Consider the following 24,566-nt stretch of genomic DNA (forward strand, 5'->3'; position numbering starts at 1 on the left):
ATTTTGGTGTCTGTTAAAGAAATTTCAGGTGCAAAATTTGATCAAATGGTTCAAGCCGCCGCTACAACCCTTAATAATAATGCTAAATTTATTAATTCCTTAAACGTATTTCCAGTTCCAGATGGTGATACAGGAACTAATATGAGCATGTCTTTTCAAAGCGGAGCTAATTATGTAGAAAAGGATACAAGTAATTCAGTTGGGGAATTATCTCAATCATTAGCTAAAGGATTACTAATGGGAGCAAGAGGTAATTCTGGAGTTATCTTGTCACAAATATTTAGAGGATTTTCAAAATCTGTTGCTGAAAAGGATACTTTATCAGCTTCTGATATTGTTGAAGCCTTTGTAAATAGTGCAAAAACTGCATATGGATCAGTTATGAAACCAACTGAAGGTACTATTTTAACTGTAATTAAAGGAATTGCACAAGCTGGAAAAGATTCCGATACTGATGATGTTGCAAAGTTATTTGATGAACTAGCAGAAGCTGCTGATAAAGCTCTTCAAACAACTCCTGATTTATTACCAGTTTTAAAACAAGTTGGTGTTGTTGATTCTGGTGGTCAAGGACTTGTATTTGTAGTTAAAGCATTTAGTGATGCTTTAAATGGACGTGAAATTGAAGTTAACCATAAACCTAATACTGGTGAAATGGATGAAATGATTGACGCTAGTCATGAACAAAGTAATGAAAGTGCTCAAGGGAAACTAAATCCTGATGATATTAAGTATGGTTACTGTACTCAAATCATGGTAAGAATTGGTCGTGGAAAACAAGTTGAATACAAGTTTAATTACGATAAATTCTATGATTACTTAGCTAAACTAGGTGATTCATTATTAGTAGTTAATGATGATGAAATAGTTAAAGTGCATGTTCATACTGAACATCCAGGTAAGGTTATTGCTTGGGGACAAAAATTTGGTGACTTGGCAAACGTTAAGGTTGATAATATGCGTTTGCAACAAGAAACTATTATTGAAAATGATGATAAGAAAAATAAAGAAGAAAATGCTGAACCAATTGATACAGCAATAATTGCTGTTGCATCTGGTGATGGTGTTGCTGATTTATTTACTAGTATCGGAGTTACCAAGGTAATTAAGGGTGGACAAACTATGAACCCAAGTACCCAAGATATCGTGGATGCTATAAATTCAAGCAATGCTAAAAAAGCACTAGTTCTTCCTAATAACGGTAATATTTTCATGGCTGCTGAACAAGCAACTGAAGTATCTGACATCCCTGCAAAAATCGTTCATACTAAGACCGTTCAACAAGGATTGACTTCTATGTTGTCATTTAATCCAGACGCTGATTTAGATGATAATGTTGATGAAATGGAAGACATGTTGGATACAGTTAAAAGTGGAGATGTAACTCACGCTGTTAGAGATACTGAAATCAATGATGTAAAAATTAATAAAGGCGACTTTATGGGTATCATTGATGGTGATATAAGTGTTGTAAATACTGACTTAAATGAAACATCATTACAAATGATTAAGAACATGTTGGATGATGACAGTGAAGTTATTACCATTATTTACGGTGAAGGTATTTCTGAAGATGAAGCTAACGAATTAGCTTCCAAGGTTGAAGCATTGGATGATGACTTTGAAGTAGAAGTTCATTCTGGTGGACAACCTGTATACCCATATTTAATTTCAGTAGAATAAAATTTCGGGGAATTTCTCCGTTTTTTTTATTGAAAAATTTAGAAATGAGGTGATATGTTGAAAAATCTCTATGATAATGTTTCAGTTCTAAAAGGTGTAGGCCCTAAAAAAGCAGAAGCTTTGGCTGAACTGGATATCAATACTATTTATGATCTTTTGACTTATTATCCATTTCGGTATGACGATTTTAAAGTAAAAAATTTAAGTGATATTGTCGATCAAGAAAAAGTTACCTTAAAGGGAAAAATTGCGGCAGATCCTGTTGTGAATTATTTTGGGAGAAGACGTAATTTATTAAATGCTCGATTATTAGTAGGAAATGATATTGTAAGAGTTACCTTCTTTAATCAGCCATGGCTAAAAAAACAAATGACTGTTGGGGAAGAAGTACTAATATATGGACGATTTGATAAAAATAAAGCTTCATTAACGGGGATTAAAATATTATCTTCTACGGAAGGTAATGAAATGAACCCCATTTATCCTGTAAATAAACATATCAGGCAGAAAACAATTCGTGATTTAGTGAAATTAGCATTTGATGAATATAAGGACAGTATTGAGGATATTATTCCCGCTGATATAAGAGATAAATATAAGCTAGAATCTCAATTACAAGTGATACATGATATGCATTTTCCTAAGACCACGAAGGATGCCATGTTAGCTAGAAGAACAGCTAAATTTGCGGAATTTTTCCTATTTCAAATGAGATTACAAAGTTTGAAAAGTGAAGAACAAAAAGATGCTGGTATCTCTATAAAAGATGACACACATAGTGTTGAAAAGTTTATGGGAGAATTACCATTCCAATTAACTGATGCGCAAAAACGAGTAGTTAACGATATATTAGGCGACTTAAAGTCTGATAGACAAATGAACAGATTACTACAAGGTGATGTTGGATCCGGTAAAACTATTGTTGCTGCTTTAGCTATACTATTTTGTATAAATGGTGGCTATCAAGCAGCATTAATGGCTCCCACTGAAATTTTGGCAGAGCAACATGCAAATAAATTAGCTAACTTATTTGCTGGCACACGCGTTAATGTAGCCTTATTAACTGGAGATACTAAAGCTGCAGCAAAGAAAGAGTTATTACCTCGAATTGCTAATGGAGAAATTAATTTAGTTATAGGTACACATACCTTGTTTCAGGATAATGTTGAATATGCTAACTTAGGTTTAGCTATTATTGATGAACAACATCGTTTTGGAGTTAATCAACGTGCTAAATTAAGACAAAAGAATGACGGGACTAACGTGTTAGCTATGACCGCCACACCTATTCCAAGAACACTTGCAATAACTTCATATGGAGAAATGGACATATCTATTATTGATGAATTGCCAGCTGGTAGACAACCAGTGCAAACAGCTTGGATAAAAGAAAAACAATTTGATTCATCGGTTGATTTCATAAAGCAAAGATTAAAATCTGGCGAACAAATTTATGTTGTTACGCCGTTAGTAGAAGAATCTGAAGCTGTAGATATGAAAAATGCAGTGAACATCTTCGAAAACTTTAAATCTATTTTTGAACCTGAATTTAAAGTAGGTTTGCTTCATGGAAAAATGAAAGATGATGAGAAAAATGAAGTTATGACTAAATTTGAGAATAATGAATATCAAATTTTAGTTTCTACTACTGTCATAGAAGTTGGTGTGGATGTAAGTAATGCCACAATGATGATTGTATTTAATGCTGATCATTTTGGATTAGCACAGTTACATCAACTAAGAGGCCGTGTTGGTCGTGGTGATAAGAAGTCATACTGTTTACTAATATCAGATCCTAAAACGGAAACTGGTGTTAAGAGAATGAATGTAATGGTAGACAGTAATGATGGATTTGTTATCTCACAAAAAGATTTGGAATTGCGTGGACCTGGTGATATTATGGGAAAAGCGCAGTCTGGTTTACCCGAATTTAAAATTGGTGATCCGGTTGCTGACTTAACTATGTTAAGTATTGCTCAACAAGAAGCTATCCAAATAGTTAGTCAAGATGATTGGAAAAATATTACTAGTTATAGTAAATTATATAAATATGTCCAACAAAAAAATAATAAAAAAATGTTTGATTAGAGGGAGTTTTATAAATGAAAATCGCAATTGATGCTATGGGTGGAGATTATGCTCCATTAGAAGTTGTAAAAGGTGTGGAATTGGCTCGTGATCAATATCCTGATTTGGAATTCCAACTTTACGGACAATTAGATAAAGTAAAGCCACTTGTTAAAAATGATGAAAGAATTGAATTAATTCAATCAGATGAAGTTATTGAAATGGGTGAAGAACCTGTTAAAGCTGTAATGAAGAAGAAAAATTCAAGTCTTGACATGGCTGCTAAATCCGTAAAAGACAAGAAAGCTGATGCATTCTTCTCAGCTGGTAACACTGGTGCTATCTTAGCTGCTGGTTTATTTATTATTGGTAGAATCAAGGGGATTGATCGTCCTGGTTTAGCAACTACCTTACCAATTGTTAATGATCCAGATCATGATAACTTTGTAATGCTTGATGTTGGTGCTAATGCTGAATCAAAATTATTTAATTTATACCAATATGCATTTATGGGTAAATACTATGCTGAAAATGTTCGTCATATTGAAAACCCTCGTATTGGTTTATTAAATAACGGTACTGAATCCGATAAGGGTGATGAATTGCATAAAGCAGCTAACGAAATGTTATCTAAGGACAAGAACTTGAACTTTATTGGTAACGTTGAATCACGTGAATTATTAAACGGTGCTGCTGATGTGGTAGTTACTGATGGATTTACAGGTAACGCTGCACTAAAAGCTGTTGAAGGTACTGCTCTTTCATTACTAACTGTTATTAAGAGTGAAATCATGTCAGGTGGAGTAAAGTCTAAGTTTGGTGCTTTAATGTTAAAACCAACATTTAAGAAGATTGCTAAAGAAATGGACTACTCACAATATGGTGGAGCTGTATTAATGGGAACCAAAGCTCCAGTAGTTAAGGCTCACGGTAGCAGTAAAGCTAATACTATTAAGAATACTATTTTCCAAATTAAGACAATGATTGATTCTAAGATTATTGATGACGTGGTATCTTACTTTGATTCACATGCTGATGAAATGCAACAAATCAAACAAAATGCCAAAAACAAGTAAAAATCTGATATAATTAAAAGTAATAAGCAATTGTTAGGAGACTAATTATGAATAAAGAAGAAGTATTTAATAAAATCGCTGATATTGTAGCTGAACAATTCAATATCGATAGAGATACAATCAAAGGTGATTTAAACTTTAAGAATGATTTAGATGCCGACTCAATCGACTTTGTTGAATTTGTTCTAACATTAGAAAATGATTTTGGTACTGAAATCTCAGATGAAGATGCCGAAAACATTATGACTATTGATGAAGCTGTTGACTACGTAATGTCACATTCTGATAACAAATAATAAAAAAGGCGATTACTCAATAGTAATCGCTTTTTCTTGTATTAAATGAGCAGGAGGAAAAATACACATGCAAAAAGAGTTTGATGATTTGCTAGAAAAAAACTTTGACATCAAATTTAATGATGAATCATTGTTAGACGAAGCTTTTACACAAGCTTCTTATGTTAATGAACATCCCGGTAAGAATTTAAAGTTTTACGAAAGAATCGAATTTTTAGGTGATGCTGTATATGAATTAGTAGTATCTGATTATATTTACAGACGTTATCCTAAATTACCTCAAGGACGTCTAACTCGTCTAAGAGCTGCAATGGTAAATGAACATAGTTTTAGCAGCTTTGCTAGAGAATGCCATTTTGATAAATATATTCGCCTAGGAAAAGGTGAAGAAAAAGCTCACGCAAGAGATCGTGATTCATTACTTTGTGATATTTTTGAATCCTTTATTGGTGCTGTTTACTTAGACCAAGGTATGAAGCCTGTAGTTAAGTTTTGTCATCAAGTAATTTTTCCTAAATTAGATGAAGGATGGTTTGACGAATTCTTTGATCACAAAACTGAATTACAAGAATTAGCTCAAGCTGACGGTCCTGTAGATATTGAATATCACTTGTTAGATGAAAATGGTCCTGACAATGACCGTCGTTTCAAAGTATCTGTTACAGTTGATGATGTTGAAAAGGGTGTCGGTGAAGGACATTCTAAGAAGAATGCTGAACAAGGTGCTGCTAAACAAGCTATTAAAAAATACACTGAATAAAACAGGATGGGGAAATCACTTTGAAGTTAAAATCATTAGAGATTGCAGGATTTAAATCCTTTGCGAATAAAACTACGATTAACTTTACTGATGGTTTAACAGAAATTGTAGGTCCAAATGGTAGTGGAAAAAGTAATGTTATTGAATCTATCAGATGGGTATTAGGAGAACAATCTTCGAAAACTTTACGTGGTTCTAAGATGTCTGACGTGATTTTTTCAGGTTCTAGTTCTCATAAACCTGTTAATCGAGCAGAAGTAAAATTAACACTTGATAATAGTGACCATTATATAAACAGTCCATACACTGAAATTATTATTACGAGACGCTTATTTAGAAGTGGCGAAAGTCAATATTTAATAAATAATCAGGAATGCAGATTAAAAGATATCAATAATTTATTTATGGATACCGGTATGGGTATGGGATCATTCTCTATTATTTCACAAGGTAGCGTAGAAGATATCTTTAATAGTAAACCAGAAGATCGCCGTTCTATTATTGAAACAGCTGCTGGTGTTTATAAATATAAACAACAAAAACATGATGCTAATTTGAAATTGGAACAAACCAGAGATAATTTAGATCGTGTTAAGGATATCTTATATGAGCTAAAGAATCGTTATGAAATTTTAAAGGAACAAAGCCATACAGCAGAACAATATTTATCTTTGAAGAAACGTTTAAAAAGATATGATATTTCCAGAATTGCTATTGAATTAAATAGTATGGGAGAAGACTGGATAAATGTTAAAAAGATTGTTAAGGAATCAGATGAAAAATCTAAACAATTATCCAAAAAAATGAATGATTTGACTATTCAAAAGAAAAAGTTAAATGACGAGTTAGATTCTTTATTAACTAAAAAAGAAAATGAACAAGATGATTTGTTAACTTATTCTAAGAGAATAGAAAAATTATCCGGTCAACAAAATTTATCTAAACAAGAGTTAGAATTTAAAAAGACTACTTTACAAAATCATAGAGATAATTTAGATAAATTAAATCAACAATTAGCTGAACTACAAGATAAAGAAGAATCGTTAAATAAAAGTATCAGCAAGATAAAAGATAAAATTGGTAAGTTGAATGAACATTTAGATGAAAATAATGAACAAAATTTAGATGATCTAATTGCCAAGAAAAAAGATGAGTATGAAAATGTTCGTAATGAATATTTAGCCATTATGCAAAAAATTGCTAATGCAAATAATGAAGCTGCATACTTAGATAAATCACAAAAGCAAGCTGATGTGCAAAATGATTCTCAACGTCAAAAGATTGCAAATATTAATGATGATATTAATAATTTATCCGAATCAGTTAATAAGTTACAAAATGAGTATGATAGTAAAAAATCTGATTTAGATGATGTTAAGACTAAATTGGATGATTTTGAGTCTTCTATGAAGTCACTCAAAAATAAAATGGCTAATCAACAAGATACTTGGTATAAAGCTCTTGAAAATAGTCAAAATATAAAGATTAAATATAATAGTCTATATAACTTACAACATGAACATAGTAACTTCTACCGTGGAGCACAAAGTGTTCTTAAGAATAAAAAACGACTTAACGGAGTATTGGGATCAGTTTCTGATTTCATTAACGTTCCTAGTCAATACACAACAGCTATTGAAACAGCATTAGGTTCCCAATTACAACAAATTGTTGTTAAAGATAACACTTCTGCTAGACAAGCTGTAAAATTTTTGAATGATAATAGATTGGGTCGAGCAACATTTTTACCTATTAATGAAATTTCACAACGTTCTGTAAACAATACTGTGTTGAGATATTGTCAAAATACGGATGGTTTCGTAGGTATAGCTAATGAGTTAGTAGAAATTGATGCAAGACTTAGTGCTGTTACTAAACATTTGCTAGGTAATGTTATTATCACTAAGGATTTACGTACTGCAACTGTTCTAAGTAACCAAATTAGGCATTCTAACCGTATCGTTACATTAAATGGTGAAGTGGTTAATGCTGGTGGTTCAATTACTGGTGGTGCTAATAGACGCCAATATGACGGTGTATTAACTCAAAAAAACAAGCTATCAGAATTGAAGAAACAATATACCGATAGTGAGACATATGCTAAGCAAATTGAATCACAGTTAGCTGATATTCAAAACGAAATTTCTAATAAAAATAGTGCTGTAGAGAATTATTATCAAACTGAACGAGATTTAACTAGTGAGTTAGACAGCATCAATAATCAATTGTCGTTTAATAAGGAATCACTAGATAAAAGACAACGTGAACTAAAAGCAATTAAAATCGCTTCTGGCAGTTTATTTGATGATGATATAGAAGAACAAAAGAAATCTAATCTGGAATTGAAGAAACAATTAAATATTGATTTAACTGATAATCAAAGTAAGGCTAATGATATTAAAGAAAAGATTTCTACTCTAGAAGATATGAAAAACAACAGTACTAGTCAGTTACAAGAGACTAGAGAAAAAGTAGTTGTTTTAAAAGAAAAGTTGTCTAATTATCGAGATCAAAAAGCTACGTTAGTAGAAACCTATGATCAATTAGATGCTGAAATCAGTGATGAAAAAGATGCTATTAATGAAATCAATGATGAAATTAGTAGTAATGTTTTATCCGCAAACCAAAACGATGAAATTAAATCGGTTAGAGAAAAAATCAATTCTATTAACAATAAATTAAATGATTATCGTAATGAAATTGACAGTCATCAAAATAGCTTAAAAGAAATTGAAGCTAATTTAGATGATGTTACCCAACAATCCATTGCTCAACAAAAACATTTGAATGAATATTCAACACAATGTAAGCAATTGGAAAAAGAAATTAACAAATATAAGCAACAATTAGTGGGTAAATATGAAGTTGATATTAAGAAAATGGACGACATAGTAGTAGATGATTCATTAGAAAATATCAAACAAGTTATTGATCAATTAAATGACGAAATTGATGACTTGGGTATTGTTAATGTATCTTCTATTGATGAATATAAAGAAGTATCCAAACGTTATAAATTCTTGTCTCAACAATTTGACGATTTGAATAATTCTAGCAAGCAACTAACCGATACTATGAGTAAGATTGATGTTACTGTTAAGAAGAAGTTTAAGGAAACTTTTGATGCTGTGGCACATCAATTCTCTAAGGTTTACAATGAAATTTTCGGTGGTGGTAAAGCTAAACTATTATTAACTAACCCTGATGATTTATTAACTACTGGAATTGAAATTATGGCACAACCTCCTGGTAAAAAATATAGACATATGTCATTATTATCTGGAGGAGAAAAAGCTCTAACTGCTATCGCATTATTATTTGCGGTATTGAAAGTTAAGCCAGTACCATTTAGTATATTGGATGAAGCGGAATCTGCCTTGGATGCGGAAAACGTAGATCGTTATGCTAGATACATGACTAAACTAGATGATGGAACTCAATTTATTGTTATTACACATAGAAAAGAAACTATGGTCTATGCGGATACATTATACGGAGTTACTATGCAAGATACTGGTGTTTCCAAGGTAGTTACTGCAAATTTAAGTAAGTATAATTCAGCGGAGGATGAATAAATGGGATTATTTGATATCTTTAAGAAAAAGAACAAGCAAAACGAAGAGAAACAACAATCCAATCTTTCTGATGAAGAAAACAAATCATCTGAAAAAGTAACTAATGATGATGAAAAAGATGTTTCTACTGAAGAAAACCAAGAATCAGCTTCTAAATCAGTAGAAGAAACAGCTACTGATGAAAATAAAGAATCTGAAGATAATGAACAACACGTTGAAAATGATGGTAGTAATAGTGAAGAATCAGTAGACCAAGATGAATCTAATGAAGATGAGGCTGGTGAAACTACTGAAACTGCCGATGAATCAAACGATGATAATCAAGAAAAGTTTACTAAAGGATTAGAAAAATCCAGAAGTACTTTCGGTGAAAAATTAAATCGTTTATTTGCTAATTTCAGAAGTGTTGACGAAGACTTCTTTGAAGACTTAGAGGATTTATTGATTGAATCAGATGTTGGCTTTGATATGGCAGTTAATTTAACAGACCAATTGAGGGATGAAGTTAAATTACAAAATGCCAAAAATAAAGACGATGTACAAAATGTTATTATCAAAAAGATGATTGATATTTATGATGAAAATGGTAATAACGAAACTACTGAAATTAATCTAGCTGATAAAGGCCCTAGCGTTATTTTATTTGTTGGTGTTAATGGTGTAGGTAAAACTACAACCATTGGTAAAATGGCTAACATGTACAAACAACAAGGCAAAAAAGTTCTTTTAGCAGCTGCAGATACATTTAGAGCGGGAGCTATTCAACAATTAGATGAATGGGCTAAAGCTGATAATGTTGACATTGTTAAAAAAGAAGAACAAAGTGATCCATCTGCGGTAGTTTATGAAGCTGTTCATAAAGCAAAAGACGAAGATTACGATGTTTTATTCGTGGATACTGCTGGTAGATTACAAAACAAAGTTAACTTAATGAATGAGCTAGCTAAAATGAAAAAAGTTTTAACTAGAGAAATTCCAGATGCTCCACATGAAGTATTATTAGTATTGGATGCTACTACTGGACAAAATGCTTTAAACCAAGCTAAGTTATTTAAAGAAACAACAGATGTTTCTGGCATTGTTTTAACTAAATTAGATGGTACCGCTAAAGGTGGTATTGTTTTAGCTATTCGTAATGAATTACATTTACCAGTTAAATACGTTGGACTTGGTGAAAAAGTAACTGATTTAAGAAAATTTGATGCTAACGATTTTGTATATGGATTATTTAAAGGTCTAATTAAATAGTCTAATGAAGGGACTGTTTTAATTGGAAATTGAAAAGAACTATCGAATCAATTCTTTGTTTGAATTTTATAGACCACTGCTTACCGATAAGCAAGATAATTATATCCAGTTATACTATGCTGATGATTATTCATTAGGAGAGATTTCTGAAGAATTCGATGTAAGTCGACAAGCAGTATATGATAATATTAGACGTACGGAAGTAATTCTAGAAAAATATGAATCACAATTACATTTGTATGCTGATTTCGTTAAACGAAATGAACAAACGGATGCAATTAGGAATTACGTACATGAGCATTACCCTAGTGATGCACAACTAAATCATTTAGTAGATGAATTAGAAAATACCGAAGAAAAGTGAAAGTGGTGAAATAAATGGCATTTGAAGGACTAACTGAGCGTCTTCAAAAAGCAATGCGTAATCTTCGTGGAAAAGGAAAGGTTTCAGAAGCTGATTTAAGATCAACTATGCGTGAAATCCGTTTAGCATTACTTGAAGCTGACGTTAACTTTACTGTAGTTAGAAACTTTGTAAAACGTGTGCAAACCCGTTCAAAAGGTGCAGAAGTTTTAGAAGGTTTAAATCCTGCTCAACAAATTGTCAAAATTGTTGATGAAGAATTAACTAAAACAATGGGTGAAGAAGCAGTCCCATTGAACAAATCTGAAAAAATTCCAACTGTTATTATGATGGCTGGTTTACAAGGTGCTGGTAAAACTACTACTGCCGGTAAATTGGCATTAAAATTAAAGAATGAAAATAATGCTCGTCCATTATTAATTGCAGCTGACGTTTACCGTCCAGCCGCTATTGATCAATTAGTAACTGTTGGTGACCAAATTGATGTTCCAGTATTTCAACAAGGTACCGATGTTGACCCGGTTGAAATTGTAAAAAATGGGATGCAACAAGCCAAAGAAAATCATAATGATTACGTCTTAATTGATACTGCCGGACGTTTGCAAATTGATGAAAAATTAATGGATGAATTAAAGAATATTAAGAGTTTAGTTCATCCCGATGAAATTCTATTGGTTGTTGATGCAATGACTGGTCAAAATGCTGTTAATACTGCTGAAGGTTTTAATGATGCTTTAGATATTACTGGTGTTGTATTAACTAAGTTAGATGGTGACACTCGTGGTGGTGCTGCTTTATCTATCAGAGAAGTAACTAAGAAGCCAATTAAATTTATTGGTCAAGGTGAAAAGATGGATGCCTTAGATGTATTCCATCCAGATAGAATGGCATCTCGTATCTTGGGAATGGGAGATATTTTATCTCTTATTGAAAAGACTCAAAAAGACTACGATGAAAAGCAAGCCAAAAAGCTAACTGAAAAGATGCAAAATAATACATTTGGATTTGAAGATTTTCTTGATCAATTGAATCAAATTCAAAAAATGGGACCATTGGATGAAATCATGAAGATGATTCCAGGAATGGCTAATAATCCTGCTTTAAAGAATGTTAATATGGATCCTAAGGATTTAGAACACATTAAAGCAATTATCTATTCTATGACTAATGAAGAAAGAAATAATCCAGATGTATTGAATCCATCTAGACGTCGTCGTATTTCTCGTGGTAGTGGACGTCCTATTCATGAAGTTAACCGTATGATTAAGCAATTTAATCAAATGAAAGACATGATGAATAAAATGTCTAACGGAAACATGGCTGGTATGGAACAAATGATGAGTAATATGGGTATGGGTGATTCTATGCCTAACATGCCAGGTATGGGTGGCGGCCTTGGTGGCAAGCTATCTCAAATGGCCATGAAACGTATGAGTCGTAAGATTAGTAAAAAGATGGGTAAAAATAAACGTAAACGTAAGAGACGTAAATAATTAATTTAAGAGACATGATTACCTTGGGTGATTATGTCTTTTTTAGGAGGGATGAAAATAATGGCACTAGGATATGATGATGCTCTACAAGCGGTAAAATTAATCGAAAAAAGTGGATCAGTGGCTAACTTAGTTGGAATTGCAGGTATAGGTAAAACTGCATTAGTACAAGATTTAGCTAGACAAGAGAACGCAAAGCTTTTTACTACTGTTGTAAGTTTATCTGAAAAAGGTGATTTAGCTATACCAGTTCCTCCATTGACCAGTGATTCTTTTATTCAAACACAAAAATATGGGAAGTTAGCTGACGTACAATTTGGTTATTCACATACATTAATACAAATTATTGAACATGCAGAACGTTATCCAGATGAAAAAATAATTTGGTTTCTAGATGAATTTAATCGAGGAACTGTGGAAGTACAAAGTGAATTAATGAATCTAGTTTTACAAAGACAAATAAATTCACTAAAACTTCCAGAACAAGTTTCTATAATCATAGCCGAAAATCCAGATAGCTCTATGGATGATTTTGCTGATAGTAATTACGCAGTATACGATAGTGATGATGCCATTACTGATAGAACAGTTAGAATTAATATGAAAGTAGATGTCGATTCCTGGATTAAATGGGCAAACGAAAATGATTGTAGTGCTCAAGTAGTAGATTTCATTAAGAACAATCCTGATTATTTATATAAGGGACCAGATGATATAAAACCCACACCTCGTGCATGGGAAAGAGTATCTAAATTTTTAAATAGCATTACTAATTTAGAAGATGTAAATGATCAAGTATTGTTAGAAGTTATTTCAGGAAATATAGGGAGAACAATTGCTACTAGTTTTTTAAATGATTTAAGAAAACCTGATAATAAAATTACGATACAAGATTTAACTAATGATGATTTATCTGTGGTTCTACAAAAATTACATGATGTAGATGAAGCTACTAAATTAGATGTTATTTCTGAATTTATTGATAATGTAGATGATCATGTGAGTGATGAAACTGCAAATCGTATATATCAGTATGTAGAAAGCTTAAGTGAAGATGGTAAATATGCAGCTGCATCACATCTTATAAATAAGACCCATATAGCTACTTCGTTATATAGTAAATATGAGTCTTCTGACGAACAAAAGAAGTTATATGATAAATTAGTCGAATTGGCTTTTAAAAACTATAGGTGATTGATTTATGGATATAAATGCACAACTCAAGGAAATTAATAGTAATGAAAATGGTGCAACTGATACACAAATGGATAATTTAGTGTCAGCTGGAATTTTATATTTATTAAATCATGATTCATTATATGGAAATATTTTAGTGAATTTAAACCGAAAAATAGATAATAATATATCTAGTGTGCTAGCTTTAAAGTGGTTCAATAATCAATTGGTATTATTGATGAATCCTTTTAAAATTAGAGATTTTATTGCAACACAACAAGATTTAATAGATATTTTGCAGCATATTTGCATTCATATTATTTGGTTGCATCCATTACGTTATAAGCAACCTAACAACTTAGCAGATATTGCTATGGATATTTCTGTTAATCAATATGTCCCACACGTATATTCGCAGTCATGGACTTTAGATAAGTTATCGTTTAACTGGAATTTGGAATTACCTAAGAAGAAAGATTCTAAAGATTATCTAAGGCTACTTAGCAAATTTATGCCTGACAAAGATAAAAATGGTAAGGGTCCCTTAGATAATGATGAGTATAAGTTAGTAGATGATCATAAGTTTCTACGTGATGAAGACGGAAGTGCCATTGATAAAAGAGATTATCTTTCTAAATTAATCAATAAGGCTAAGCAAAATACCCATAATGATAATCGAGGTACTATGTCTCACGATGTTGAATTACAGGTTAAACGTGATACATTGCATAAAGTAAGTTTGAAACAAATTGTGGGGATGGCGAAAAGATTGAGCAATAAAACTAAAAGTTCATTTGCTAGATTTAATCGACGTCAACCATATCGAATGGAATTACCAGGAAAAATATCTGCTCATAAAACAACCATTAACGTATTCTTGGATAGTTCTGGTTCTATAAATAATGAACAATTCAGTAAAATGACTGCTTGGATTTATGAATTATCTAACAAGAATAATATGGAAATATATTTATATCCTTTTGATGCAGAAGTAAAAGATCAAAAGAAACAGCGATTAACAAAAAACAGTGAAATAAATAATCGTGTTGCTAATGGTGGAACTTCATATCAAGCGGTATTTAACTTTATTGCAGAAAATCAAATGAGAAATAATTTGAATATAATTTTAACTGATGGCAAGGGAGAGACGACTTTAAATAATTTAAGAATTAAAAATGTTCTATGGATACTAATACATTTAGACGATTCTCTATCAGTTAATAATTCAGTGGGTAAAATAATATATTTGGAAAGCATAAGTAGGTGATTAAATGATCAAACCAGAAATACTAAAAATGGCAATTAACCAAGATAATCGAATTAATAGAGCGATTGCTATTTTAAAGGATAATTGGTTTAGTATTTATGATGATTCTCCATTTATGGATAAAATGTCTGCCAATGATGTTCAATTAGCTAAAAATTTATCAAAAAATAATATAATAAATAGTAAAATTGACTTTAATGATTATGCAAGAGTTCATAAATTTGTTATAAATAATGAAAAATATATGGATGGAACTGCTAAAGATGAGTTATTAGGGGCATTTTATTAAAAAAATTAATGGTGTAAAGAAAAAACACTTTACAAGCATCTAAATAACTGGTATATTTAATATCGTTAAAGGAAATACAGGAGGTGTTAATTAATGTCTGTTAAAATTCGTTTGAAGAGAATGGGTTCAAAGAAACGTCCTTTCTACCGTGTGGTAGTTGCTGATTCACGTAGCCCTCGTGATGGTCGTTTTATCCAAACTGTTGGTACTTACAACCCATTAACTCAACCAAGCACTGTTAAACTTGAAGAAGACGATATCTTCGAATGGTTAAACAAGGGTGCTCAACCATCAGATACTGTTCGTAACTTATTATCTGATGCTGGTGTTATGAAGAAATATCACGAAGCTAAATACTCAAAGAAATAAGTGATAGATTATTATGACTAATTTTGATGAGCTTATTAAAAAGATAGTAAAACCACTGGTGGAATATCCAGAGGATGTTATCATTAATCATGGTGAATCTGATCGTTTTTATGAGTATTATTTATCTACCAATCCATCGGATGTAGGTAGAATAATTGGTAAAAAGGGACACGTAGCGCAAACAATTCGTACGATTGTTTATAGTGCTCGTATTTCTGGTGAAAAGCGTGTTAGATTAATTATCGATGATGGTAAAAGTAAAAACTCTTAAATGAAACCTTGGTGTTTTGTTTAAGGGTTTTTTAATACAATAAAGAGGAATATATAATGGATTTTTATAATATTGGTAAAATCGTAAATACTCAAGGTATCCGCGGAGAAGTCAGAGTAATGTCTATTACTGATTTTCCTGAAAAAAGATTTAAAAAAGGCAACGAAGTTTATGCATTTTTAAATAATGGTAAGCAAGAAAAGCTTGTGATTGATGGCGTTAGAAGCCATAAAAACTTTATTTTATTGCATTTTGAAGGTAAGCCCACTATTAACGATGTTGAGTATTTAAAACCATCAGAACTTAAAATTTCAGCTGATCAACAAGATGATGATGATTTACAACCTGGTGAATATTACTATCATCAAATTATCGGATTAAATGTTCAAAATACTAATGGTGAACATATAGGAACTATAAAGGAAATACTATCTCCTGGTGCTAACGATGTATGGGTAGTGCAAAGAGATAATAAGTCTGATTTATTGTTACCTAAAATCGATTCAGTAATATTGGATGTTAATTTAGATGATGAAATAGTTACCGTTGATATTCCAGGAGGTTTGGATGATGAAGATTGATATTCTAAGTTTATTTCCTGATATGTTTGCAGGTCCTCTAGGAGATTCCATCCTAGGTAAAGCAAAAGATAAGGGATTATTAGATATTAATATTACCAACTTTCGTGATTACACCACTAATAAACATAACAATGTAGATGACTATCCATTTGGTGGTGGAGCCGGTATGTTATTACAAGCACAACCTATTTTTGATGCGCTTAAGCATACGCAAGATGTTGCTGCTGATGAAGGTCTACCTAAAGGTAAAATAATTTTAATGGACCCAGCTGGCAAAACATTTGATCAGCACGAAGCTGAAAAATTGTCCAAAGAAGAACATTTAACTTTTATATGTGGTCACTACGAAGGTTACGATGAAAGAATAAAGACTTTAGTTACAGATGAATATTCATTAGGTGATTTTGTATTAACCGGTGGTGAATTGCCTGCTATGGTTATGATTGATTCAACAGTTAGATTGTTACCAGAAGTTTTAGGTAATTCTTCATCTGCTCCTGGAGATTCTTTTTCTACCGGTTTATTAGAATATCCACAATATACACGTCCTGCAGATTTCAGAGGAATGAAAGTGCCAGAAGTATTAACTAGTGGTAATCATCAAAAAATAGCTGAATGGAAGCAAAAAGAATCTTTGCGTAAGACTTTCTTAAGAAGACCTGATCTTATCAATTATGATAATTTAACGGCTTTACAAAAGAAACTATTAGCTGAAGTTAAAATTGAAGAAGAACCATAATTTAGCTTTACATTAAAAAATGGTTATGATATTATTTTATATGGTTATTAAATAGCCAAATAAAACGGTATTCCGCTGTTGCGCCTAGGCGTTTTAAAACATGAATGCTAGTTGGAAGGATGTTTATTTTATGCGTCAAAACAAATTAATCGAAAAGATTAACAAGGAACAACTAAAGAGTGATGTTCCAGAATTCAGAGCCGGAGATAGCGTTAGAGTTTCTGTTAAAGTTATCGAAGGTAAGAACGAACGTATCCAAGTTTTTGATGGTGTTGTTATCAAACGCCACGGAACTGGTATCCAAGCAACTTACACTGTTCGTAAGATTGCTTCAGGTGTTGGTGTGGAACGTATCTTCCCACTACACTCACCACGTGTTGCTAAACTAGAAGTTACTCGTCGTGGTGCCGTTCGTCGTGCTAAGCTATACTACCTACGTGATCGTCAAGGTAAGGCTGCACGTATTAAGGAATCACGTCGTCGTTAATACACGGCTATTTAAAACAAGCAATAATTTTATTGCTTGTTTTTTTATACATAAAAAAGCGCTCCTTCATTTAGTTGAAAGGGCGCTTTTATTTAATTATAAGTTAGCATCAGTATTATAATTCAATTTTGAGAAATCAGTGGATTTAGCAATCATTTGATATGCTAATTTTTTATATTCATCCATGGCTAAGTTAGCACATTCTAAACTCTTTTTAGTTACTAATTCGCTTAATTCATGTCTGTCAAAATCAGGTGCTTTTTTATCTACATCTAATATAGCTTGTTGGAATGAAATATTTAATTTTTCTTGAACACTGGAGACATCATCAGTGAAGTAGTTGTAATGAGCATCTAGTAGAATACCCACTAATTTAAATATCCAGTATGCTGATTCTGGATTATAAGTTAAATCACCAATTTTGTATTCCTTAGGAGTATCAGTAATGCCTGCAAAGAATGGAACAAATACACTTTGTGCAGCAACTCCCATAGATAACCAGTGTATGCCGGCTACTTCATTAGGAAGGTTAGGTCTAATTTGTAATACATGTGATTCTTGGGCTTTAGCTAAACTAATAGGACGATACTTAGTACGTTGTTCTTTAGTTCCATTACCAATAGGATCATATGGAGTTCCATCATAATGAGAAGCTAAAAATTGTTTGGCATCCGCGCAGGAAATTAAATGAGATGGTTTTCTAGTAAATGGCATGTCAAAACTTTCGGGTTCTTGATGAATTTCTGGATTAAACATGCGTTGTCCATACCAAACACGTGGATTATTGTAGTACATATCTGAAACGTCATGAGTACCGAAAATTTGTTTAAAGTTAAAATCATTATTGTCAGATGGATTTAAATGATATTGGTTAACAAATTCTTGTAACCCATCAGACCACATATAGTTATCTTTATCATTAAAATCAATGTTTTGAATAGATAATTGATTAGATACTACAGCGTAACTATCATCAGGAATCTTCATAGCAACCCAATGATGTCCAGAGCCAATTTCTAGGTACCATACTTCGTCTTTATCAGAGAAGAGAATACCGTTACTTTCGCTAGCACCATATTTAGTTACAATGGAACCTAATCGACTTACAGCATCACGAGCAGAATCTACATATGGTAAAACCACTGTTACCATAGAGGATTCACTAATTCCATCTTTTAATAATGGATCAAATCCTAATACATAGTTATTGGAATAAGCACTTTCGGTAGCACTCATTGCTACGCCTTTTTCATTAATACCTTCCTCTTCAAATAAACCAAATTTATCAGTCCATTCAGGAGTAGCAGTATATTTATATCTTGTGGTAGGCAATTCTAATTGGAAACCATTTTCTTTAGATACAAAAGTAGGTGCTTTTTTATATTCTTTATGTGGATGCACTATGAAATGTTTAGGCCAAGTTGCCTTACAATCTTCATTTCTTCCTATCATGGTGGAACCATCAATAGAAGCATTTTTTCCTACTAAAATACTAGTACATTCAGAGTAATTAGGAAATTTACGCATAATACAACACTTCCTGTAGTTAAGTTACTGATAATTGTACATTAAATATTTAAAAAATTGAACTATATAGTTATTTAAAGTATAATCAAAATAAAATTAACTATTAGGAGAATTTTTATGCCATTAGTACATATTGATTTAATTGAAGGTAGAACCGAAGAACAACTTAAAGGATTGGTTGCAGATGTTACTGACGCAATCGTAAAAAATACTGGAGCACCTGCAGAACATGTACACATTGTTTTAAATGAAATGCAAAAGAACCGTTACAGTGTTGCAGGTAAATTAAAGAGTGAAGAAAAATAATAATTTGGGGAATTAAAAATGAAAAACGAACAATATATAATGTCCATTGATGAGGGAACAACTAGTGTTCGTGCAATGATTTTTAATCATCAAGGCGAAGTGGTAAGTAAATCACAAAAAGAAATTACTCAATTTTTCCCTCATTCTGGATGGGTTGAACATGATGCCAATGAAATTTGGGATGCTGTGCAATCAGTTATTTCTGAATCATTAATTCATTCTAAAATACCTCCATACAAAATAAGAGGAATTGGAATTACTAACCAACGTGAAACTGCTGTTATGTGGGATCGTATCACCGGTGAACCTATTCATAACGCAATTGTATGGCAATCTAAACAAACTAGTGATATTGCAGATGACTTAAAAAATGCTGGATATACTAAGATGATCCATGAAAAGACTGGATTGGTGATTGATTCATACTTTTCTGCTACTAAGATTAAATGGTTGTTAGATCATGTACCAGGTAGTAGAGAGAAAGCCGCTAGTGGTGATATTTTATTTGGAACCATTGATACTTGGCTATTGTGGAAATTAACCGGTGGACATGTACATGCTACTGATTATTCCAATGCTAGTCGTACCATGTTATTTAATATTCATACTTTAGAGTGGGATGAAGATATCCTAAAGATATTGGATATTCCTAAGGCGATATTGCCGGAAGTTAAATCTTCATCAGAAATTTATGGATATACAGCTGGATACGCATTTTATGGAGTACAAATTCCTGTATCTGGAATCGCTGGTGATCAACAAGCAGCATTATTTGGTCAATTAGCCTTAGAGCCAGGAAATGTCAAAAATACTTATGGAACAGGTTCCTTTATTGTGATGAATACAGGAGAAGAACCTATTTTGTCCGAACATGGTTTATTAACTACCATTGCTTATGGAATTGATGGTAAAGTTAATTACGCTCTAGAAGGTAGTGTTTTTGTAGCTGGTTCTGCCATTCAATGGTTAAGAGATGGCTTACGTTTAATTAATGATGCTTCAGAAACAGAATCATTAGCTAAAAAATCTGGCGATAATCATGACGTATACGTCGTTCCAGCTTTCACAGGTTTAGGAGCACCTTACTGGGACCAAAAGAGCAGAGGAGCTATTTTTGGGCTTACTAGAGGTACTACTAAGGAAGACTTGGTTAAAGCTACGCTGGATTCATTAGCATATCAAACTAAAGACGTAGTTAATATCATGATTGAAGATACAGAATTAGATTTAACTCGTCTAAAAGTAGACGGTGGAGCTGCTAAAAATGATTATTTGATGCAATTCCAATCTGATATCTTAAATACTCCAATAGAAAAGCCAGCAATATCAGAAACTACTGCTTTAGGGGCTGCATACTTGTCTGGTCTAGCGGTAGGTTTCTGGCAAGATATTGATGAAATAAAACAATTAAAGACTAAACGCGATGAATTCTACCCACAAATGAGTGAAGATAAGCGAAATAGTTATTATGAAGGTTGGAAGTTAGCAGTTAAAAGTACACAAACCTTTCGTCCTAAAACCAATGATTAGATAATAAAAAAGACCTGATTAATTATAATCAAGTCTTTTTTAATAGCCTTTATATTTTATAGATCGAAGTAATGGTTTAAGTATTTAGCTAAACCATTTTCATCATTGCTATATTCGGTAACATCATTAGCTAATGCTTTAATCTTAGGTTGACCATTCTTCATGGCTACTCCTAAGCCCGCATATTTAAGCATACTTTCGTCGTTGAATTCATCACCAAAGGCAAGAATGTTATTACGGCCAATTTCATAGTAATCAGATAGTACTTTAATACCAGTCTTCTTACTAATATCCTTAGTGGCTAGTTCTACGATAGAGTCATTGCCACCCCAAGGAGAAATTTCTAGTTCATCTTCATAATTATCTTTAATATATTGCATAAAGTCATTCATTTTAGAAGGTTCAATTTGTAGTGTTAAACAAACTGGATTGCTAGTTAAATTAGCTTCATTGATAATTTGATGTTCTTCTAGTTGAGTAGGGAAAAAGCCTACTGTATCTTTAGCTTCTTCATTAGCCAAGAATAGTTCTTTTCCTTCAACAGCCATCAAATTAACGCCGATTTCATCTTTGTGCTTTAAGATGTCAAAGACAATACTTTTATCTATATTATATTCATATGCTTTAGACCATTCACCTAGTGGGTTAAAACCTAAACTACCGTTAAAACTAATTAATGGATCATTAAGGCCAATTTCATTATATATATCCGTAACTAAACGTGGTGGACGTCCAGTTACAATATTGACAATATGTCCTAAATCCATTAACTTATTTAGAGTATTAACCGTTTCGGTTGTAATTTCGGAATTATTGTTTAATGTAGTTCCATCTAGGTCAATAGCAATAAGTTTTTTATCCATGCGGATTTTTCACCTCCGTATCAAAAGTATAATATGACTATGTTAACCAATTAAAAAATTTAAGTCAATAACTAAAAGGGAGTAATACAGTGGATTTACCAATTGATTTTAAGAAAAAATACCAAAAATTATTGAAGGATGATGCTGAATCATTCTTTGCTAGTCTAAATAAAGATACTAATCCTGGCTTTAGAGTTAATCCGTTAAAAGAGAATATGCCTAAAGAAGATGAAAAGAATGCCATTGAATACTGTAAATTTGGTTATTACGGGGATGTTAATGGTAGAACGGTAAATCATCAAAGTGGTGCTATATACTCACAAGAACCTAGTGCTATGTACGTAGGGGAAGTGGCAGATGTTCAACCAGGGGATGTAGTTTTAGATTTATGTGCTGCTCCTGGAGGAAAAACTACTCATGTAGCCAGTTACATGCAAAATAAAGGATTACTAGTTACCAATGAAATTGATCATAAACGTGCAAAAGTTCTTGCAGAAAATGTTGAAAGATTTGGTATAAGAAATGCAGTAATTTTAAATGAAAGTCCAGATAATTTAGCGAAATCATTTCCTAGATTTTTTGATAAGATTTTGATTGATGCACCATGTTCAGGTGAAGGGATGTTCCGTAAGAATCCTAATGCTATTAGTTATTGGAATAAGGAATATCCAAGTAAATGTGCAGCTAGACAAAAGGATATAATTCAACAAGCTATTAAAATGTTAAAACCTGGTGGTAAAATTATTTATTCAACATGTACATTTGCTCCTGAAGAAGATGAACAAATTGTCAATTGGATGTCACAAAAGTATGATTTAGATATTGATCCTATAAAGAAGTACAATGGGATGTCTAGTGGTCACCCAGAATGGACTGACGGTAATCCTGATGTAGCCAATACAGTTAGATTGTTTCCAAACAAATTTAAAGGTGAAGGACATTTCATCTCTAAATTAACTAGTAATGCATCAGGAAAACCAAAGAAAATAAAGAAACACTTACAAAGTAATTTATCGGTTAACGATAAAAAAATATGGGAAGATTTCCGTGAAAAGAATTTAATTAATTTTGATCCTAAGCATCTTATTGTTTTTGGTGATCAACTTTATGCGTTTGATAAAAGTTTACCTGAGTTAAAAGGGCTAAAAGTTATGCGTCCAGGTTTACATTTAGGTACGATTAAGAAGAAAAGATTTGAACCTAGTTATGCTTTAGCTTTAGCATTACATGAAGATGAAGTGGTGAATACTTTAAACATTTCATTAGATGATTGGAAAAATTATGTTCATGGTGACACTATTCCATGTGACGAAAACTTACCTAAAGGTTGGTATCAATTAATTTGCAATGATCAACCTATAGCTTTTGGTAAAGTAGTTAATGGAACAGTAAAGAACTTCTTTCCCAAAGGTTTAAGATTTATAGTTGATTAAAAAACGAGTCCTTTTAAAGGGCTTTTTTATTTGTTCTTTTTATTTTATGGAATTAGTAAGATGTTACTTTAACTTATAATAAAAAGAAAAAAGGCAAGCAAAAACCGCTTGCCTAAAAAATCAGTAGGTAATTCCTCGTTGCTTCAAATATGCTAACAAGTCACTACTTAAGATTAATTTTTGTTTTTTTAGATCTGATATATTACGTGCACCAAGCATGGTCATAATAACTTTAATTCCATTTTTATATTCTTCAATCATTTCTACGGTCGCATCTTCGCCGTTTTTAATGAGTGAATATAGAATAGGGGCTGCCATTCCAACTGCTTTAGCACCTAAACTTAATGATTTTACAATATCTAAAGGAGTTCTGATTCCACCAGAGGCAAGAATATTTACATCATCACTAAAAGCGTATGCTTCAAATAATGATTCCACTGTACTTTGTCCCCAATTATCAAGATAGGAAAGCTCTTGATGCTTTCTTCTATAATTTTCAATTCGAGCAAAGTTAGTTCCACCATTACCACTAATATTAATGTTTTTAACGCCAATATCAGTTAATTTAGCAATAGTTTCTTTTGCCATACCAAAACCAACTTCTTTAACTATAACCGGCTTATCAATTGCATTAACAATATTCTTAATATTATCCAACCAATAAAAATCACGGTCTCCTTCGGGCATAATAAGTTCTTGAGGAGTGTTGATATGAACCTCTAAAGCATCCGAATTCATCATTTCTATTGCCTTTTGAGCGTTAGTTGGATCAACTGAAGAACCTATGTTAGAAAAAATAATACCGTCAGGATTTGTATTTCTAACAATTTCAAATGATGAACTTTCGCTGGAATCTTTAAGAGCTACGCTTTGTGATCCAGTTGCCATAGCTAGTCCTGTTTTTTTAGCAATTCTTGCTAATTTTTCGTTTAACTTTTTAGTATATGAACTTCCTCCAGTCATTGCTTCTATGTAAAAGGGGACATTCATATTAATACCGTCAAATGAAGTAGAATAATCAACATCACTAACTGAAATTTCTGGAACACCTTGATGAATAAATCTTATTTGATCAAAGCCGGCATTACTATTATCGTTATAAAATTTGATGGCTAATGAAACATGTTCATCTTTTCTATGTGATTGTTTATTAATCATAGTAACTC

Annotated in this window: 23 protein-coding genes; 20 read left to right on the forward strand and 3 right to left on the reverse strand. The window is 32.1% G+C overall.

What is annotated here, in order from left to right:
* Nucleotides 1-6 precede the first annotated feature (6 nt).
* From D7I45_RS03575 to rplS, 17 genes are all read left to right on the forward strand, one after another.
* On the forward strand, nt 7-1,683 hold the full coding sequence (locus D7I45_RS03575) for a DAK2 domain-containing protein (protein WP_120784385.1): 1,677 nt from the start codon (nt 7-9) through the stop codon (nt 1,681-1,683).
* A gap of 54 nt (nt 1,684-1,737) precedes the next feature.
* Complete coding sequence (gene recG / locus D7I45_RS03580; protein ID WP_242446881.1) at nt 1,738-3,771, forward strand: ATP-dependent DNA helicase RecG; 2,034 nt, start codon at nt 1,738-1,740, stop codon at nt 3,769-3,771.
* A 14-nt stretch (nt 3,772-3,785) separates the two neighbouring features.
* Nucleotides 3,786-4,826, forward strand: a complete 1,041-nt coding sequence (gene plsX, locus D7I45_RS03585) for a phosphate acyltransferase PlsX (RefSeq protein ID WP_120784387.1) — start codon at nt 3,786-3,788, stop codon at nt 4,824-4,826.
* A gap of 47 nt (nt 4,827-4,873) precedes the next feature.
* Nucleotides 4,874-5,122: an acyl carrier protein gene (acpP, locus tag D7I45_RS03590; RefSeq protein ID WP_120784388.1), complete on the forward strand. Its 249-nt coding sequence runs from the start codon at nt 4,874-4,876 to the stop codon at nt 5,120-5,122.
* A gap of 67 nt (nt 5,123-5,189) precedes the next feature.
* On the forward strand, nt 5,190-5,882 hold the full coding sequence (gene rnc / locus D7I45_RS03595) for a ribonuclease III (RefSeq protein ID WP_120784389.1): 693 nt from the start codon (nt 5,190-5,192) through the stop codon (nt 5,880-5,882).
* A 20-nt stretch (nt 5,883-5,902) separates the two neighbouring features.
* Nucleotides 5,903-9,457 (forward strand): chromosome segregation protein SMC, encoded by a 3,555-nt coding sequence (gene smc, locus D7I45_RS03600; protein ID WP_162924081.1) that lies wholly within the window; start codon nt 5,903-5,905, stop codon nt 9,455-9,457.
* Nucleotides 9,458-10,705: a signal recognition particle-docking protein FtsY gene (ftsY, locus tag D7I45_RS03605; protein ID WP_120784391.1), complete on the forward strand. Its 1,248-nt coding sequence runs from the start codon at nt 9,458-9,460 to the stop codon at nt 10,703-10,705. It begins immediately after the preceding gene.
* A 22-nt stretch (nt 10,706-10,727) separates the two neighbouring features.
* Nucleotides 10,728-11,069 carry a putative DNA-binding protein gene (locus D7I45_RS03610; protein ID WP_120784392.1) on the forward strand — a complete coding sequence of 114 codons (342 nt, stop codon included), beginning with the start codon at nt 10,728-10,730 and terminating at the stop codon, nt 11,067-11,069.
* 14 nt (nt 11,070-11,083) lie between these two features.
* Complete coding sequence (gene ffh / locus D7I45_RS03615; RefSeq protein WP_120784393.1) at nt 11,084-12,562, forward strand: signal recognition particle protein; 1,479 nt, start codon at nt 11,084-11,086, stop codon at nt 12,560-12,562.
* Nucleotides 12,563-12,622: 60 nt separating this feature from the next.
* The gene (locus D7I45_RS03620; RefSeq protein WP_120784394.1) at nt 12,623-13,756 is read left to right on the forward strand and encodes a P-loop NTPase family protein; all 1,134 of its coding nucleotides are present in this window, start codon (nt 12,623-12,625) and stop codon (nt 13,754-13,756) included.
* A 7-nt stretch (nt 13,757-13,763) separates the two neighbouring features.
* Nucleotides 13,764-15,005: a VWA-like domain-containing protein gene (locus D7I45_RS03625; protein WP_120784395.1), complete on the forward strand. Its 1,242-nt coding sequence runs from the start codon at nt 13,764-13,766 to the stop codon at nt 15,003-15,005.
* 4 nt (nt 15,006-15,009) lie between these two features.
* Nucleotides 15,010-15,294: a hypothetical protein gene (locus tag D7I45_RS03630; protein ID WP_120784396.1), complete on the forward strand. Its 285-nt coding sequence runs from the start codon at nt 15,010-15,012 to the stop codon at nt 15,292-15,294.
* A 93-nt stretch (nt 15,295-15,387) separates the two neighbouring features.
* Nucleotides 15,388-15,663, forward strand: a complete 276-nt coding sequence (rpsP, locus tag D7I45_RS03635) for a 30S ribosomal protein S16 (protein ID WP_120784397.1) — start codon at nt 15,388-15,390, stop codon at nt 15,661-15,663.
* Nucleotides 15,664-15,676: 13 nt separating this feature from the next.
* The gene (locus tag D7I45_RS03640; RefSeq protein ID WP_120784398.1) at nt 15,677-15,934 is read left to right on the forward strand and encodes a KH domain-containing protein; all 258 of its coding nucleotides are present in this window, start codon (nt 15,677-15,679) and stop codon (nt 15,932-15,934) included.
* Between the two features lie 56 nt (nt 15,935-15,990).
* On the forward strand, nt 15,991-16,515 hold the full coding sequence (gene rimM, locus D7I45_RS03645) for a ribosome maturation factor RimM (protein ID WP_120784399.1): 525 nt from the start codon (nt 15,991-15,993) through the stop codon (nt 16,513-16,515).
* A complete protein-coding gene (gene trmD / locus D7I45_RS03650; RefSeq protein WP_120784400.1) occupies nt 16,505-17,254 on the forward strand; it encodes a tRNA (guanosine(37)-N1)-methyltransferase TrmD in 750 nt (249 codons plus the stop codon). Before rimM ends, trmD begins: the two co-directional genes overlap by 11 nt.
* A gap of 130 nt (nt 17,255-17,384) precedes the next feature.
* Complete coding sequence (gene rplS, locus D7I45_RS03655; RefSeq protein WP_120784879.1) at nt 17,385-17,741, forward strand: 50S ribosomal protein L19; 357 nt, start codon at nt 17,385-17,387, stop codon at nt 17,739-17,741.
* Between the two features lie 96 nt (nt 17,742-17,837).
* Here rplS and D7I45_RS03660 read toward each other — a convergent pair whose 3' ends face one another.
* The gene (locus D7I45_RS03660; protein WP_120784401.1) at nt 17,838-19,268 is read right to left on the reverse strand and encodes a C69 family dipeptidase; all 1,431 of its coding nucleotides are present in this window, start codon (nt 19,266-19,268) and stop codon (nt 17,838-17,840) included.
* A 117-nt stretch (nt 19,269-19,385) separates the two neighbouring features.
* Between D7I45_RS03660 and D7I45_RS03665 the strand changes: the two genes are divergently transcribed.
* Together D7I45_RS03665 and glpK are read left to right on the forward strand one after the other, a co-directional pair.
* Nucleotides 19,386-19,574, forward strand: a complete 189-nt coding sequence (locus D7I45_RS03665; RefSeq protein WP_120784402.1) for a 2-hydroxymuconate tautomerase — start codon at nt 19,386-19,388, stop codon at nt 19,572-19,574.
* Nucleotides 19,575-19,592: 18 nt separating this feature from the next.
* Complete coding sequence (gene glpK, locus D7I45_RS03670) at nt 19,593-21,104, forward strand: glycerol kinase GlpK (protein ID WP_120784403.1); 1,512 nt, start codon at nt 19,593-19,595, stop codon at nt 21,102-21,104.
* A 56-nt stretch (nt 21,105-21,160) separates the two neighbouring features.
* Here glpK and D7I45_RS03675 read toward each other — a convergent pair whose 3' ends face one another.
* The gene (locus tag D7I45_RS03675; RefSeq protein WP_120784404.1) at nt 21,161-21,967 is read right to left on the reverse strand and encodes a Cof-type HAD-IIB family hydrolase; all 807 of its coding nucleotides are present in this window, start codon (nt 21,965-21,967) and stop codon (nt 21,161-21,163) included.
* Between the two features lie 89 nt (nt 21,968-22,056).
* On the opposite strand from D7I45_RS03675, the gene D7I45_RS03680 reads away from it, so the two are divergent.
* Nucleotides 22,057-23,400 (forward strand): RsmF rRNA methyltransferase first C-terminal domain-containing protein, encoded by a 1,344-nt coding sequence (locus tag D7I45_RS03680; RefSeq protein WP_120784405.1) that lies wholly within the window; start codon nt 22,057-22,059, stop codon nt 23,398-23,400.
* A gap of 120 nt (nt 23,401-23,520) precedes the next feature.
* Here the strand turns inward: D7I45_RS03680 and fni are convergent, their stop codons facing one another.
* Nucleotides 23,521-24,558 carry a type 2 isopentenyl-diphosphate Delta-isomerase gene (gene fni, locus D7I45_RS03685; RefSeq protein ID WP_120784406.1) on the reverse strand — a complete coding sequence of 346 codons (1,038 nt, stop codon included), beginning with the start codon at nt 24,556-24,558 and terminating at the stop codon, nt 23,521-23,523.
* Nucleotides 24,559-24,566: the final 8 nt, after the last annotated feature.

This window comes from Apilactobacillus bombintestini (assembly GCF_003627035.1).
In the GTDB taxonomy this organism is placed as follows: domain Bacteria; phylum Bacillota; class Bacilli; order Lactobacillales; family Lactobacillaceae; genus Apilactobacillus; species Apilactobacillus bombintestini.